This window comes from Pseudomonas sp. URMO17WK12:I7 (assembly GCF_003269045.1).
Taxonomy (GTDB): Bacteria; Pseudomonadota; Gammaproteobacteria; order Pseudomonadales; family Pseudomonadaceae; genus Aquipseudomonas; species Aquipseudomonas putida_J.
Genome location: NZ_QLTL01000009.1, coordinates 255,846 through 270,951, shown reverse-complemented (window position 1 = coordinate 270,951; position 15,106 = coordinate 255,846). Strand labels below are relative to the sequence as shown.

At 62.8% G+C, this 15,106-nt stretch carries 14 protein-coding genes; 6 read left to right on the top strand and 8 right to left on the bottom strand.

What is annotated here, in order from left to right; translation table 11 throughout:
- The 6 genes from H040_RS14820 to H040_RS14795 form a co-directional block, all read left to right on the top strand.
- Positions 1–875: thiamine pyrophosphate-dependent enzyme (locus H040_RS14820; protein ID WP_256595187.1), on the top strand; the 875-nt coding region annotated here is incomplete at its 5' end.
- Positions 876–1,054: 179 nt separating this feature from the next.
- Positions 1,055–1,609 (top strand): UPF0149 family protein, encoded by a 555-nt coding sequence (locus H040_RS14815; RefSeq protein WP_027918036.1) that lies wholly within the window; start codon positions 1,055–1,057, stop codon positions 1,607–1,609.
- A 123-nt stretch (positions 1,610–1,732) separates the two neighbouring features.
- Positions 1,733–2,356 carry a glutathione S-transferase family protein gene (locus H040_RS14810; protein WP_027918037.1) on the top strand — a complete coding sequence of 208 codons (624 nt, stop codon included), beginning with the start codon at positions 1,733–1,735 and terminating at the stop codon, positions 2,354–2,356.
- 28 nt (positions 2,357–2,384) lie between these two features.
- Positions 2,385–4,397: a pyridoxamine 5'-phosphate oxidase family protein gene (locus H040_RS14805; protein ID WP_027918038.1), complete on the top strand. Its 2,013-nt coding sequence runs from the start codon at positions 2,385–2,387 to the stop codon at positions 4,395–4,397.
- A 110-nt stretch (positions 4,398–4,507) separates the two neighbouring features.
- Positions 4,508–5,404, top strand: coding sequence for a LysR family transcriptional regulator (locus H040_RS14800; RefSeq protein WP_027918039.1), 897 nt, complete (start codon positions 4,508–4,510; stop codon positions 5,402–5,404).
- A gap of 195 nt (positions 5,405–5,599) precedes the next feature.
- Entirely contained in the window at positions 5,600–6,895 is a 1,296-nt protein-coding gene (locus H040_RS14795; RefSeq protein ID WP_027918040.1) for an MFS transporter, read from the top strand.
- 101 nt (positions 6,896–6,996) lie between these two features.
- Here the strand turns inward: H040_RS14795 and H040_RS14790 are convergent, their stop codons facing one another.
- The 8 genes from H040_RS14790 to H040_RS14755 form a co-directional block, all read right to left on the bottom strand.
- A complete protein-coding gene (locus tag H040_RS14790) occupies positions 6,997–7,866 on the bottom strand; it encodes an aldose 1-epimerase (protein ID WP_027918041.1) in 870 nt (289 codons plus the stop codon).
- Positions 7,866–8,786, bottom strand: a complete 921-nt coding sequence (locus H040_RS14785) for an EamA family transporter (protein WP_027918042.1) — start codon at positions 8,784–8,786, stop codon at positions 7,866–7,868. The genes H040_RS14790 and H040_RS14785 overlap by 1 nt, the downstream gene beginning before the upstream one ends.
- A 167-nt stretch (positions 8,787–8,953) precedes the next feature.
- On the bottom strand, positions 8,954–10,234 hold the full coding sequence (locus tag H040_RS14780) for a TRAP transporter large permease (RefSeq protein ID WP_027918043.1): 1,281 nt from the start codon (positions 10,232–10,234) through the stop codon (positions 8,954–8,956).
- Positions 10,235–10,762, bottom strand: coding sequence for a TRAP transporter small permease (locus tag H040_RS14775; protein WP_027918044.1), 528 nt, complete (start codon positions 10,760–10,762; stop codon positions 10,235–10,237).
- 67 nt (positions 10,763–10,829) lie between these two features.
- Positions 10,830–11,801, bottom strand: a complete 972-nt coding sequence (locus tag H040_RS14770) for a TRAP transporter substrate-binding protein (RefSeq protein WP_027918045.1) — start codon at positions 11,799–11,801, stop codon at positions 10,830–10,832.
- A 74-nt stretch (positions 11,802–11,875) separates the two neighbouring features.
- The gene (locus H040_RS14765) at positions 11,876–12,751 is read right to left on the bottom strand and encodes a glucurono-1,5-lactonase (RefSeq protein ID WP_027918046.1); all 876 of its coding nucleotides are present in this window, start codon (positions 12,749–12,751) and stop codon (positions 11,876–11,878) included.
- Positions 12,752–12,778: 27 nt separating this feature from the next.
- Complete coding sequence (locus tag H040_RS14760) at positions 12,779–13,585, bottom strand: NAD-dependent epimerase/dehydratase family protein (RefSeq protein WP_027918047.1); 807 nt, start codon at positions 13,583–13,585, stop codon at positions 12,779–12,781.
- Positions 13,586–13,798: 213 nt separating this feature from the next.
- The gene (locus tag H040_RS14755) at positions 13,799–15,043 is read right to left on the bottom strand and encodes an OprD family porin (protein WP_027918048.1); all 1,245 of its coding nucleotides are present in this window, start codon (positions 15,041–15,043) and stop codon (positions 13,799–13,801) included.
- Between the last annotated feature and the right edge of the window lie 63 nt (positions 15,044–15,106).

The following is a 15,106-nucleotide window of genomic DNA, read 5'->3' as shown; positions in this document are numbered from 1 at the left end:
TCCACCGCGCCATCGAAGCGGCCGACCTGATCATCAACATTGGCCACGACGTGATCGAGAAGCCGCCGTTCTTCATGGTCCGTGGCGGCACCGAAGTCATCCACATCAGCTTCCGCTCCGCCGAAGTCGATGCCGTGTACTTCCCGCAGGTCGAAGTGATCGGCGACATTGCCAACGCCGTGTGGCAGATCAGCGAAGCGCTGACCGACACCGCGCACTGGGACTTCACCCGCCTGATGGCCATCCGTGAAGCCAACGAAGCGCAGATCGCCGAAGGCGCCGACGACAACCGCTTCCCGGTCTACCCGCAGCGCATGGTCGCCGACATCCGTCGCGTACTGCCGTCCGAAGGCATCGTTGCCCTGGACAACGGCATCTACAAGATCTGGTTCGCCCGTAACTACAAGGCCCACAAGCCGAACACCGTGCTGCTCGACAACGCCCTGGCGACCATGGGCGCCGGCCTGCCATCGGCAATGGCGGCGCACCTGGTCTACCCGGACCGCCCGGTGATCTCGGTGTGTGGCGACGGCGGCTTCATGATGAACAGCCAGGAGCTGGAAACGGCGGTGCGTCTGGGCATGCACATCACCGTGGTGATCCTGCGTGACGACGGCTACGGCATGATCCGCTGGAAGCAGGCCAACATGGGCTTCACCGATTTCGGCCTGGACTACGGTAACCCGGACTTCGTCAAATATGCCGAAGCCTACGGTGCCAATGGCCACCGCGTGGAAAGCGCCGAAGCCTTCCTGCCGCTGCTCGAGCACTGCATCAAGACCCCTGGCGTGCACGTGATCGACTGCCCGGTCGACTACAGCGAGAACGACCGCATCCTCAACAGCGAGCTGCGTGAGCGTGCGCTGGCGGTATAAGGCTTAACGGCTTGATCGCCGGCAAGTCGGCTTTCACAGGTTTTTTGCAGGCCTCATGGCCGTTGCAGGACCTTGTGGGAGCTGGCTTGCCGGCGATTGCTTTTGTACAGGTAACAAATCCCTCCAGCTGATCACCATGTGCTAGGGTGCACGCAATTCTTCACCCAGGACGTCCGCACATGCTCCCCGCCCTCAGCGAAAAAGAACTCGCCCGCCTCGAAGACCTGCTGATCACCTACGGCAACGACTATTCGGTGCTCAACCTGGCCGAGCTCAACGGCTTTTTCACCGCCTTGGCCAGTTCCCCGGTCGACGTACTGCCAGAGCAATGGCTGCCCACTGTCGCGGGTGGCAAGGTACCGAAATTCAAGAAGCCTGCCCATGAAGAGGCCTACACCGCCTTGATGTTGCGCTATGCCCACCAGGTCGCCGAGCAACTTGCAGAAAACCTCGATAGCTTCGAGCCGCTGTTTGAGGAAAGCGAAGCCGAGGAGGGGCCGGCGATCATCATGGAGGAATGGTGCTTCGGCTACATGCGTGGCACGCAGATCGCTGCCTGGGGCCAGTTGCCGCCAGAGCAGGATCAACGGCTCAAGGCTATTTCGCTGCATGGCCTGGAAGACAACTTCGAGTTGCTCGATGCCATGAGCTTCGATGAATTGCAGGCCTGCGTGCCGCACGTGGTCGAGGCGGCGCGGGGCTTGTATCGCTATCAGAAGCAGTCGCGACACTGACCTTTCGATTATTTCGTAAGGCGAAATTATGGTTTGCTCCTTGCACTGATTCTGCTGCCAGCCGAATCAGCGCAGGATGGGCTCCAGCTGGCACCACCCCGGTGCCCTCCTGGAGCCCAGCCCATGATCAAACTCTACAACTTCCCCAAATCGGGCCACGCCCACCGTATCGAGCTGATGCTGTCGCTGCTCGACCTGCCCACCGAACGGGTATTCGTCGACCTGGCCAAAGGTGCGCACAAGCAGCCGGAATTCCTCGCCCTCAACCCGTTCGGCCAAGTGCCGGTGATCGATGACAACGGCACTGTCATCGCCGATTCCAATGCCATCCTGGTTTACCTGGCCAGCACCTACGACAAGGCTGGCAAATGGCTGCCCCATGACCCGCTGAATGCTGCCCGCGTGCAACGCTGGCTGTCGGTTGCCGCCGGGCCACTGGCCTTCGGGCCTGCCGCCGCCCGTCTGGTGACCGTATTCGGCGCTTCGTTCGACACCGACGACGTCATCGGCCGCGCCCACACCCTGTTCAAGGTAATGGATGCCGAGCTGGCCAAGTCGACATTCCTGGTCGGCGATCAACCAACCATCGCAGATATTGCCAACTACTCGTACATCGCCCACGCGCCCGAAGGCAATGTCTCGCTGGAACCCTACCCCAATGTGCGAGCCTGGCTGGCTCGTATTGAAGCGTTACCTGGCTTCGTGGCCATGCCACGCACCGCCGTCGGCTTGCAGACTAGCGTCTGAGCCGCCACCCCACGCGAGGAATGCCGCCATGGCGCAACTCCCCAACCATCGCAGCTCGCCTTGGCACGCTGGCGAGAAACGCCTGCAGGAGCAGGTCGGAGTGTCGCAGCGCATGGACGTGTTCGGGCAGAAGGTCATTCGTGACTTCATGCCCGATCAGCACCGCATGTTCTACCAGCAGTTGCCGTTCATCGTCGCTGGGGCTGTGGACTCGGGCGGCAGGCCTTGGGCGACGTTGCTGGAAGGCCCGGAGGGTTTCATCAGCTCGCCCGACCCCCGGCATTTGCTGATCCACACACAGCCGGCCAGTGACGACCCGGCAACACCAGGGCTGGCCGCTGGCGGGGCCATCGGCCTGCTCGGCATCGAGTTGCACACGCGCCGGCGCAATCGCATGAATGGGTTGATCGCCCAGGCCGCTGACGATTGCCTGGACGTGCAGGTGGAACAATCGTTCGGCAATTGTCCGCAGTACATCCAGCTGCGCGAATACACCCGCGTCGATGAACCGGCACAGAGGCGCATCGATGCGCAAGGGCTGGATGCCAGCACGGCCGCAATGATCGAGAACGCCGACACATTGTTCGTCGCCAGCTACATCGATCACCCGCACGGCCAACGTTCGGTAGACGTCTCCCACCGTGGCGGTCGCCCAGGTTTCGTCAGGGTCGAAGGCAATCGCCTGACCATTCCCGATTATGCTGGCAACCTGCATTTCAATACTCTCGGCAACCTGCTGGAGAATCCGCAGGCCGGGCTGTTGTTCGTCGATTTCATGACCGGCGATGTATTGCAGGTGACCGGGCGTACCCAAGTGCTGCTCGACAGCCCGTTGATCAAGGCCTTCGAAGGGGCCGAGCGGCTGTGGACGTTGGACATCGAGCACGTCGTGCTGCGCCGCGCAGCGGTGAGCCTGCGCTGGGTGTTCCAGGAATATGCGCCGACCAGCCTCATGACCGGTACCTGGGCAGAGGCGGAGCAACGGCTGCAGCAACGTGAACGGCAGCGTCAGTGGTTGAGCTGGCAGGTGGCACGTGTGGAGCAAGAGAGCCGCGATATCCGCTCGTTCTACCTTGCCACGGACGAGCCGGTGGAGTTCTTGCCCGGCCAGCACATTCCCGTTCGTATCTCGCTGGGCGGCGAGGCGCCGCTGATCCGCACCTACAGTTTGTCTAGCGCGCCAGCCGATGGTTTCTTGCGCATCAGCGTCAAGGCGCAGGGGCCGGCGTCGCGCTATTTGCATGAGCGAGTCGGGGCCGGAGACACGCTGGAAGTTCGCCTGCCCATGGGCAGCTTCACCTTGGATAGCAGCAGCGACAGGCCGATCGTGCTGATCGGCGCCGGGGTGGGTATCACGCCCCTGATCGCCATGCTGCGCGAGTTGCTGGCGAACGGGCAGGGCCGGCGCATCCATCTGTTTCAGGGGGCACGCAGCCTGAGTGAGCTGCCGTTCCAGCAAGAACTGGCCGAATTGCGTGAGCAGGCCGGAACACGCTTGAGCGTGCATCGCTCGCTGAGCCAACCTGAAACCGAAGCGGTGCAAGGGCGTGATTTCGAGCACGCAGGGCGGCTGGGCATTGAGCAGGTGAAAGCGATGCTGACGTTGGATGATTACGCATTTTACCTGTGTGGCCCAGCCAGTTTCACCCAGGACCTGTACGAAGGGCTGCGCGGCGTGCATGTGCCGGATGCGCGCATTCATGCCGAAGCCTTCGGGCCATCGACCTTGCGCCGCCATGGCGATGACAACCAGCCGACGCTGCAGCAGCCACCGGCCGCCAGCGAACCGGTCCCCGTGTATTTCGCCAGCTCTGCCAAGGAGGCACGTTGGGCGCCGGGAAGCGGAACCTTGCTGGAGCTGGCAGAGGCGCGCGGGCTGGCACCAGACTTCAGTTGCCGGGGTGGGTCTTGCGGTACATGCAAGACCCAGGTGTTGAGTGGGCAGGTGCATTACCCGAATCCGCCCGCCGAATTGCCAGAGGAGGGCACTGCGCTGATCTGCTGTGCGGTACCGGCCCAGGCATTGGTGCTGGAACTATGAGGTTGCTTTGCTGGCCCTTTCGCGGGCGTGTCCGCGAAAGGGCCGGAACGGGCAGCGAAAATTGCCCAGATAATCGATAATCCCCGCACCCCCGATGCCCTGGAGCGCCCATGGACCAGATCCACCTGATGAAGGTGTTCGTCGCCGTCGGCGAGCTGGAAAGCTTCGCCGCTGCCGCCCGTCGCCTGGACATCTCACCCGCGGCCGTCACCCGTGCCGTCAGCGCGCTTGAAGAGCAGATCGGGGTCAAGCTGGTGCTGCGCACCACCCGTAGTGTGCGCCTGACCGAGGCGGGTAGCCGCTACTTGGAAGACACCCGGCACATCCTCGCCAGCATCCATGAGGCCAACGAAGCTGCGGCGGGTATCAATGCCACCCCCAAGGGCGAACTGGCGATCACTGCGCCAATACTGTTCGGCAAGAAGTTCGTCATGCCCTGCATCGTGCGTTACTTGCAGCAATACCCCGAAGTCGACGTATCGGCGTACTTCCTCGATCGTGTGGTGAACATGGTCGAGGAGGGTATGGACGTGGCTGTGCGCATCGGGCCATTGCCCGACTCCGGTCTGAAGGCCCTGCGTGTGGGCCGGGTGCGGCGGATGCTGTGTGCATCGCCCGAGTACCTCGCGCGCATGGGCGAGCCGCAGCACCCGTCGGACTTGCCGGAACATGCGGTGATCGCCACCACCAACCTCTCGCCCCGCGCCGGTTGGCGCTTCGGCCTGGCCGACGAGCCGACCCTGGTGCGCATGAAGCCGCGGCTGACAGTCACCAGCAACGACGGTGCAATCGCTGCGGCAGTGGGCGGGCTGGGCATCGCCCGGTTGCTGTCATATCAAGTGGTCGATGAACTGGCCAGCGGCCAGTTGAAAGTCATTCTCGCCGAGTACGAGGAAGCTCCCTGGCCGATCCACGTCTTGCACCGCGAGAGCAAGTACGGCTCGGCGAAGGTGCGTTCGTTCATCGACCTGCTGGCGCAGGACCTGCGGGCTCGTCAATTGGATTGACCTTTGAGGTCGTACAACGTAACTGGATCTCACTCGATTCCGATGTATACGCCCATTTTTGCTGGTCATGAGTAATTATTGTTGTACGACGACCTATGACATGGCAATCTTCACCTGAAACAATTTGTCTCATTTAGCCCTGCCGGCGCATGAGACAGATCACCCGTAAATCTAAGAATAAAATTCAGGTGAACCATGAAGATCAAAGGCATCCGTTGGTGGATGGTCAGCCTTGTCACGGCCGGGCTCGTCGTCAACTACCTCGCCCGCAATACCCTCTCGGTGGCAGCCCCTACGCTGATGACCGACCTCTCCATCACCACCGAGCAATACGCCAAGATCGTCGCGACCTGGCAGATGTGCTATGCGCTCATGCAGCCGATCGCCGGTTGGCTCATCGATTTCATTGGCACCAAGCTGGGCTTTGCCGTATTCGCCCTGGCCTGGTCACTGGCCTGTGCAGGCGCGGCGCTGGCCAGCGGCTGGCAGAGCATGGCATTTCTACGCGGTTTGCTGGGCATGACCGAGGCTGCTGGCTTGCCGGCCGGGGTCAAGGCCACCACCGAGTGGTTCCCTGCCAAGGAACGCTCGGTCGCCATTGGCTGGTTCAATATCGGTTCTTCCCTGGGCGCGCTGTTGGCGCCACCGCTGGTGGTATGGGCGATCCTGCACAGTGGCTGGCAGTTGGCATTCGTCATCGTCGGCCTATCCGGTGTGCTATGGACCCTGCTGTGGATGCTGCTGTACAAGCACCCGCGTGATCAGAAACGCCTGAGCGACGAGGAACGTGACTACATCCTGTCCGGCCAGGAAGCTCACTTCAAGGCAGAGCGGCGCGAGAAGGGCGCCTGGAAGCGCATCTTCAAAACCCGCAACTTCTACGCCATCGCCTCGGCACGCATTCTTTCCGAGCCGGCCTGGCAGACCTTCAACGCCTGGATTCCGCTGTACCTGATGACCGAGCGGCACATGAACATCAAGGAAGTGGCGATGTTTGCCTGGTTGCCATTCCTCGCTGCCGACATCGGCTGTGTGCTCGGGGGGTACCTGAGCCCCATGTTCCATCGCTATTTCAAGGTGTCGCTGTTCACCTCGCGCAAAATGGTGCTGGTATTCGGCGCCAGCTGCATGATTGGCCCGGCCTGCATCGGCCTGGTCGAAAGCCCGTACACGGCGATCCTGCTGCTGTGCATTGGCGGCTTCGCCCACCAGACCTTGTCGGGTGCGCTGTATTCGATCACTTCGGATTCCTTCAGCAAGGACCAGGTGGCGACCGCGACCGGCATGGGCGGGATGTGCGGCTACCTGGGGGCGGCGCTGTTCACCCTGGTATTTGGCATCCTGGTCACGCAGATCGGCTACAGCCCGCTGTTCGTGGTGCTTGCGGCGTTCGATATCGTGGCGGCGGTGCTGGTGTGGAAGGTCGCGCGGGAGGTGCAAGGGGCCGCTTCGCAAAGGCCACTGGCACCGACGACCGAGGCACTGGCGTAAGGCATGGAATGCAAGGGCCGCGTCTACAGCATTAAATACGGTCTTTGTAGGAGCGGCCTTGTGTCGCGATTGGGCTGCGCAGCAGCCCGAGTATCAGGCATTCACAATGCCTGATACTGCATCCTGAATCCCAGGCTGCTCGTTTCGCCCTTCTGCAGCAGTCGCAGCCCCGGCCGCCCTGGCAAGTGATGCGCATTGATCGGGTGGCTCACCGGCTCAAAGCAGAAGAACGGCTGATCATGTGGGCAGAACAACAGAAAATGCTCGGCGCCGCTGGCGCTGCAGGCCAACCGATACCCAGCGCTCGGCTGCTCGATCACACAGTCACCAGGCCATCCGCTGAACGCGTGATCAACCACCGCGGCTGGCAGCGTTCGTGCAGTGGCGAAGCTCCAGTCCTCAGGCAGCGCAGCTTGCCGGGAAGGCAAATTTCCATCATCTGCCAGCCACACCTTGCGCGCCTCTGCGCGCAGCCTTGTATCGCCGTAGCGCGGGAAGTAAGGATGCAGCCCCAGCCCATACCAGGTGGCAGCCGAGTCCAGATGCGTCACGTGCAAATCGATATTCAGGCAGCCTTCGTGCAGGTGTATGTCGAGGGTAGCCCGGTAGGCGAATGGCACAGTGCTTTCGAGGCCAAGACGGGTACGTTGCTCGCTGTGATGCTCCACTTGCCAGGCCTGTTGCCAGGCGCTGCCGTGTATCGGGTAAGGGTCATGCCCCGTGTTCGGCGTGAGGGCCAGCCAGCCATCAGGGCGCAGGAAGCCGCCCTCGGCGATGCGGTTGGACCACGGGGCCAAGGGGTAGCAGCCCAGGCGCCGCGGGCTGCCGCTGGCCAGGGCCTCCTCGTCGGCTGGGCGCAGCAGCGCCTGGCCGGTGGCTCTGGCCTGCCAGTTGACCAGGCTGGCGCCCAGCTCGGGGGCGATGCTCAGGCGGGTAAGGCGGTCTTGCAGGTGCAGCAGGGGGACGCTCATCAGGGCCTCCGGTAGGTCAGCAGGACGATGCCGCACACCACAACGGCACCGCCTATCAGTTGCAGGCCACTGAGTTGCTGGTCAAGCAACGCCCAGCCCAGCAGCAAGGTGGCGATGGGTTCGACGTTCATCACCGGCGCGTTCTGCGCCATGTTCAGTTTCGGCACGCAGACGAACAGCAAGGTGAAGGCCACGCCATACAACACCACGAGGCTGGCCAGCGCCATCCACCCGCTGGCACTGCCCGGCAACGACAAGCCGGCGGGCATCACGCCGCTGATGCCGGCGACCAGCATGCTGCCGAACACGATCAGCAAGGTCAGCAGACTGCGCACGGGGCCGCGCACGCTCGCCAGCTTGTGGTCGGTGATCCAAAGTGCACACGCGAACACGCAGGCGGCGCAGAACGCCAGGCCCACGCCCAAGGCCCAGTGCGGATTCGCGTCGCCATCGTCGGCCAGCCGTGCCGGTACATCCAGCGCCAGCACCAGGCCACACAGGATCAGCCCCATGAACAGCACCGTGCGCCCGCTCGGGCGGGCACCGCCAAGTGCCCAGGTCAGCAGCGCCAGAAGCATGGGGAAGGTGTTGCCCACCAGCAGTGCCAAGGCCACCGGAATGCGTGCCACTGCCGAGTACAGGCACAGGCTCTGGGTGGCGATCAGCAGGCCCAGCAGCAGCTGCCAGCGCCATGTGCCGGCTGGCAGGCCCAGCGGCTGGCGCTGCCACAGCACCAGGCTGGCCAGCGCCAGGAAGGTGATGCCTGAGCGACAGAGGATGGCCAGCAGTACGCCGGTGTCGTCATCGAAGGCGATGCGTGCGGCGATGTGGTTGCCGGCGAACGAACAGGCCAGCAGGACGAGGAGGGCGATAGCCAGCCTGCGCGGGAAGGGGATTACAGCAGAGGAAGAGAAAGCCATGTGCAGGATCCGTTTGCTTTGAGAACCTGGGACCCTGTAGGAGCGGCCTTGTGTCGCGAAAGGGCCGCAAAGCGGCCCCAAGGTTCCAGCGTCAATGCGCAGATCCTGGGGCTGCTTTGCAGCCCTTTCGCGACACAAGGCCGCTCCTACAGGCAACCCGCTTGCAGTTACAGGACCACGCTCGGCAACCACAGCGAAATGGCCGGAATGTAGGTCACTGCCATCAGCACCAGGAACAACGCCAGGTAGAACGGCAGCAGCGCCTTCACCGTGGCTTCGATGCTCACCTTGCCAATCGCTGACCCGACGAACAGCACAGCGCCCACAGGCGGTGTGATCAGCCCGATCCCCAGGTTGACCAGCATGATCATGCCGAAATGCACAGGGTCTACGCCGATACCGGTAATCACCGGCAGCAGGATTGGCGTGAGGATCAGGATCAGCGGCGCCATGTCCATCACCGTGCCCAGCAGCAAGAGCATGAAGTTGATGCACATCAGGATCACGTAGCGGTTGTCCGACAGGGTCAGGAACGCCGTGGTGATCTTCGACGGGATCTGCATCAGGGTCATCACGTAGCCGAAGCTGGCGGCGAAGCCGATCAGGATCATCACGATCGAGATGGTCCGCACGGTGCGGTGCATCAGCTTGGGCAGGTCGCGCCATTTGTAGTCGCGGTAGATGAACATGGTCACGAAGAACGACCACACTACCGCCACTGCAGCCGATTCGGTCGCGGTGAACACGCCCGACAGAATGCCGCCGAGAATGATCACCATGGCCATCAGGCCCCACAGCGCTTCACCGGCGATCTTCAACGCCTGGCGCAGCGGGATCACCTCGCCCTTGGGGTAGTCGCGCTTCTTCGCGAAGACCAGGCACAGGCCCATCATCACCGCGCTCAGCAGCAACCCGGGCATCACCCCGGCCATGAACAGCGAAGCGATCGACACCGTGCCACCGGCTGCCAGCGAGTACAGCACCGAGTTGTGGCTGGGCGGGGTCAGCAACGCCTGCACCGAGCCGCTGACGGTCACTGCGGTAGAGAATTCGCGTGGGTAGCCCTTGCGTTCCATCTCTGGAATCAGCACCGAACCGACCGACGCGGTGTCAGCCACCGACGAGCCCGAGATCGCGCCGAAGAAGGTCGAGGCCATGATGTTGACCAGCGAGAGCCCGCCGCGCACGAAGCCCACCAGCACCCCGGCGAACGCCACCAGGCGCCGCGACATGCCACCTTCGGCCATGATCGCCCCGGCAAGGACGAAGAACGGAATGGCCAGCAGCGAGAACTTGTTAACCCCACTGGCCACCTGAATCATCATCGCCTGCAGCGGGATGTCGATGTACCACGCGCCGATCAGCGCCGACAGGCCAAGGGCGTAGGCCACCGGCATGCCCAGCAGGATCAGCGCAATGAAACTGCCCAACAGAATGAACGCATCCATTTACGCCGCCCCCTCGTTTTCTTCCACCAGGTCGAACCGCACCACCTTGCGCTGGCTCTGGTCACCCAGCAGGAGTTTTTCCAGCACGAAGATCAGTGTCAGCACGCCACCGACCGGGATCGGCGCATAGCTCATGCCCACCCGCACGCTGGGCAGCGAGGCCATGAACTGGTTCCAGGTGGTGACGCACAGCTTCAAGCCGTACCAGGTCATGAACACACAGACACCCACCATCAGCAGTTGCGTGAACACCGCCACCCCCTGGCGCAGTGGTTCCGGCAGGCGGTCGGTAACCATCGCCACCGCCATGTGCGCACCTGCGCGGTAGCTGGCGGCGGCGCCGATGAAGGTGAACAGCACCATCAGCAGGATCGAAACCGGCTCTGGCCAGCTTGAGCCGGTGCCGAGTACGTAACGGGCGAAGATGCCCCAGGGAATGATCAGCGTCATGGCCAGGATCGACAGCCCGGCGACCCAGATACAGCTGCGGTACAGCGTGTCGTTGACGCGCAGGAAAAGCGTTTTCATAGGCATCACCAAAGCGGCAGAGCGACGGACGTCGCGCTGCCGAGGTCATCATGGAAAAGGTCCGGGGTTACTGGACTGCGTCGATACGCTTCATCAGGTCGGCGTACTGAGCACCGTACTTCTCGCGCACTGGCGCGGTGGCGTCGTAGAAGGGCTTGGTGTCGACGGTGATGAACTCGACGCCGGCGGCCTTGAGCTTCTCTTCGCTGGCGGCGGACTTGGCGTCCCACAGTGCACGCTCTTCCATCTGCGCTTCGCGGGCGACCTTCTTCACCAGTGCCTGCTGCTCGGGGGTGAGCTTGTTCCAGGTGGTCTTGGACATCACCACCGGCTCCGGCAGGATCAGGTGATTGGTCAGGGTGAAGTACTTGGCGCTCTGGTAGTGGTTGTGTTCGAGCAGGGTTGGCGGGTTGTTCTCGGCACCGTCGATCACCCCGGTCTGCAGGGCGCTGAAGATTTCGCCGGTGTCCATGGCGATGCCGTTGCCGCCCATGGCGTTCATCATGTCGATGAACAGCGGGTTGCCTTGCACGCGGATCTTCATGCCCTTGAGGTCTTCGAGGCTGCGCACCGGCTTCTTGGTGTAGAGGCTGCGCGAGCCCCCATCCATCCAGGCCAGGGCGACCAGGTTGAATTCGGAGTTGGTGATCTTGTCGAGGATCTCCTGGCCGATGTCGCCGTCGATGATCTTGCGCATGTGCTCATGGTCGCGGAACACGAACGGCATATTGAACACGTTCACGTCCGGCACCACCGGGCCGACGATGCCAAGGCTGACGCGGGTCATCTGCACAGCACCGATCTGCGCCTGCTCGATCACCTCCTTCTCCGAACCGAGCACGCCGCCGGGGAACATCTTGAAGGTGATTTGGCCATTGCTGGCCTGTTCGAGCTTCTTGCCCATGTTCTGTTCGGCGACCACGGTCGGGTAGCCGGCCGGGTGAATCTCGGCGAACTTGATGTCGAGGGCCGAGGCGGGCATCGACAGGCTGAAAGCGAACGGGAGTACGGCAAGAAGCAGCTTGCGTTTGAAGGTCATGGTGAAACTCCGTGGTTTTTATTATCTGGTTTCGCGCGTGAGTGTTGGGTACTGCGGTGTGGTACAGGCCGTATTCAGCCGCGCCAGGCAGGTTCCTCCAGGCCTTGCACGCCTGGGCGCAGGGCGAACACGCCACCGGCCAGGGGCTGGTCGCTGAGGTCGCTGCCGGCAGGGCGGATCGAGGTGACGAACAAGGTGTCGAGGTGGGCGCCGCCAAAGGCGCACATCGCCGGCTTCTTCACCGGCACGCTGAGCGAGCGATCGAGGCGCCCGTCAGGGGTAAAACGGTGGATCTGCCCGGCGTCGTTGCCGCAGATCCAGTAGCAACCGTCGGTATCGATGGCGGCGCCGTCGGGTCGCCCGGGGAAGGCGCGCATGTCGACGAACAGCCGCTGGTTGTGTGGTGTGCCGCTGTCGATGTCGTAATCGAAGGTCCAGATCTTCTGCACGTTGGGGTGCGAGTCGGAGAGGTACATGCGTGTGCCGTCAGGGCTGAAGGCCAGGCCGTTGGGCACGATCATGTCCTTGAGCTGCGGGTGCAACTGGCCCTCGCCATCGACGCGGTACAACGCGCCAAGGTGGGCACCTTGCTGCATGTCCATCAGCATGCTGCCGGCCCAGAATCGGCCCTGGCGGTCACAGCGCCCATCGTTGAAGCGCATGCCCGGTTGGGCATGCACGACCGGGCTGAACAGGCGGCTGTGGAGGCTGCCGTCAGCGTGGGTCTGCAGCTGGAAGATGCCGCTTTCCATACCCGCGACCCAACCCCCTTCGGTGCGGGCGATGCAGGCGAGCATCTCGTCACCCTGCCAGACCTGATGGGCGCCGTCTCGCCAGCGATGCAGCTGGCGGGCCGGGATGTCGACCCAGTACAGCGCCTGCTCGGTGGGGTGCCACACGGGGCTTTCGCCGGTGCCGTTGCGGGCGTCGACAATCAGTTCGCAGTGCATGCTGGAGCCTCCTGGCAGTGCGTGGGTTCAGCTGAATGGGCCGGCAGCGACGAAGGCTCCGCCCTGGTAGACCATGCTCGGGTCGTCGGCGGCGGGCGCGGGTCTGGCCTCTACCGCTGCGCGGAACACTTCGGCGCTGTCTTTGGGCTGGTAGCCCAGGTGTGCGGCGTAGCGGTTGTCCCACCAGACGGTACGGTTGTCGGAAGCGCCGTAGACCACGGTGTGGCCAACGTCGGGGGTGAACAGGCCACGTTCGATCAGCTGGGTCAGGTCGTCGTAGCTCAGCCAGGTGCTGAGCATGCGCAGGTTCTGCGGTTCATCGAACGAGGAGCCGATGCGAATGCTGACGGTCTCGATGCCGTAGCGGTCGAAGTAGAAACTGGCGACATCCTCGCCATAGCACTTGGACAAGCCGTAGTAGCTGTCTGGCCGGCGCAGGGCATGGGCGTCGATCGTCTGGTTCTGGCGGTAGAAGCCGATCACATGGTTGGAGCTGGCGAAGATGATGCGCTTGACCCCGTGCTTGCGCGCGGCTTCGTAGATGTGGAACACGCCGCAGATGTTGGGGCCGAGGATGTCCTCGAACGAGTGCTCGGTGGACACGCCGCCGAAGTGGACGATGGCGTCGACGCCTTCGACCAGCGAATGGACCGCAGCCTTGTCGGCGAGGTCGCATGGCATGACTTCTTCATGGGGGCCGTTGGCGGGGGCCATTGGAGCGATGTCGGAAAGGCGCAGGACCTCGGCGCAGCCGGTCAGGCGTTGGCGAAGGACCTTGCCCAGGCCGCCTGCGGCTCCAGTGAGCAGCAGGCGCTTGAAGGGGGTGGTGGTCATGGCGGCTCTACTTGTGATTGTTGTAAGTTGTCGTATGACTTTGCTGATTATCGGCAGTGCTTTCCGGGGTTGTCAATGCTGCTTCTGCACGTTTCCATGGCCTTGTAGGAGCGGCCTTGTGTCGCGAAAGGGCCGCAGCGCGGCCCCAGCATTCGCGCATGTGCTGCAATTTCTGGGGCTGCTGCGCACCCCTTTCGCGACACAATGGCCGGATTACAGCAAGGAGAGTGGATAGTTGAAGATCAGCCGGTTCTCATCGAACTCGTTGCTACTGTAGTCCCGGCGAATGGTCGAGTTGCGCCACTTGACGCTCAAATCCTTGAACGGCCCGCTCTGGATCACATAGGCCAGCTCCGACTCGCGCACCCACTCCTTGCCGTCGGTCACTGCTCCAGTATGCACATCGCGGCCACTGATATAGCGGTTCATCACGGTAAGGCCCGGGACCCCGAGCGTCACGAAGTTGAAGTCATGCCGCACCTGCCACGAGCGCTCGTTGGCATTGTCGAAGCTTGAGTTGTAGCTGTCGTTGGCCAAAGTCCCGCCGCTGGTGCCGTTGACCCGCATCCAGGTATCGCCGTCGACTTTCTGCAGCCCGACCCAGAAGGTGTTGCCGCCATACTTGGCCGAGAACATCCCCGAGTAGGTCTTGTTGTCCAGCTTGCCGGCGCGCTCCGCGCCATCCTCGCCGCCGTGGAAGTAGCCCAGGTTGGCGCCGAGGGTCCAGTCGCCCAGTGGCTGGCTGTGGCTCAGTTGCAGGTACTGCTGTTCGTAGACATCCTTGAGCACCGCATTCCACAGCCCGACCAAGGTCCGGTCCTGGTTGAACTTGTACTCGCCACCGACAAAGTTGAAACGGTCCGACAGGCCGCCGCCGTAGCTCATGTCCTCCATGCTTGCATCGTTGCGCGGGCTGTTGCCACGGAACTGGCCGCCATACAGGGTCAGCCCGGCCATTTCGTTGGAAGTCACCTGGCCACCGCGGAAGGTCTGTGGCAGCGAGCGGCCATCGTCCGAGCGCAGGATCGGCAGCACCGGCATCCATTCGCCGATCTTCAGCTCGGTCTTGGAGATACGCGCCTTGCCCGCCACCGCCAGGCGGCCATAGTCATCCGCCGGCCGTCCATCGTCATGGCGTGGCAGCAGCGCTGTGCCATAGGTGCCGCCACCGCCATCGAGCTTCAGCGACCACAGCCCCAGCACATCCGCGCCAAACCCCACCGGCCCCTCGGTGAAGCCGGAGCGGGCATCGAGAATGAAGCTTTGGGTCCATTCTTCAGCCTTGCTCTGCGGATTGCTGGGGTTGGTGAAATTACGGTTGATGTAGAAATTGCGCAGGCCCAGCACGGCCTTGCTGTCTTCGACGAAACCCTGAGCGAGGCTGATGCCCGGCATGCCGCCGAACAGGCTGGCGCCAAGCAGCGCAAAGGGGAGGGTTGTCTGGCAGATTTTCGACATGGGATGGGTCCGCTATGTTGTTTTTGTTATGTGTTGTCGTACAACTGCGGCGTTTTTTATCAA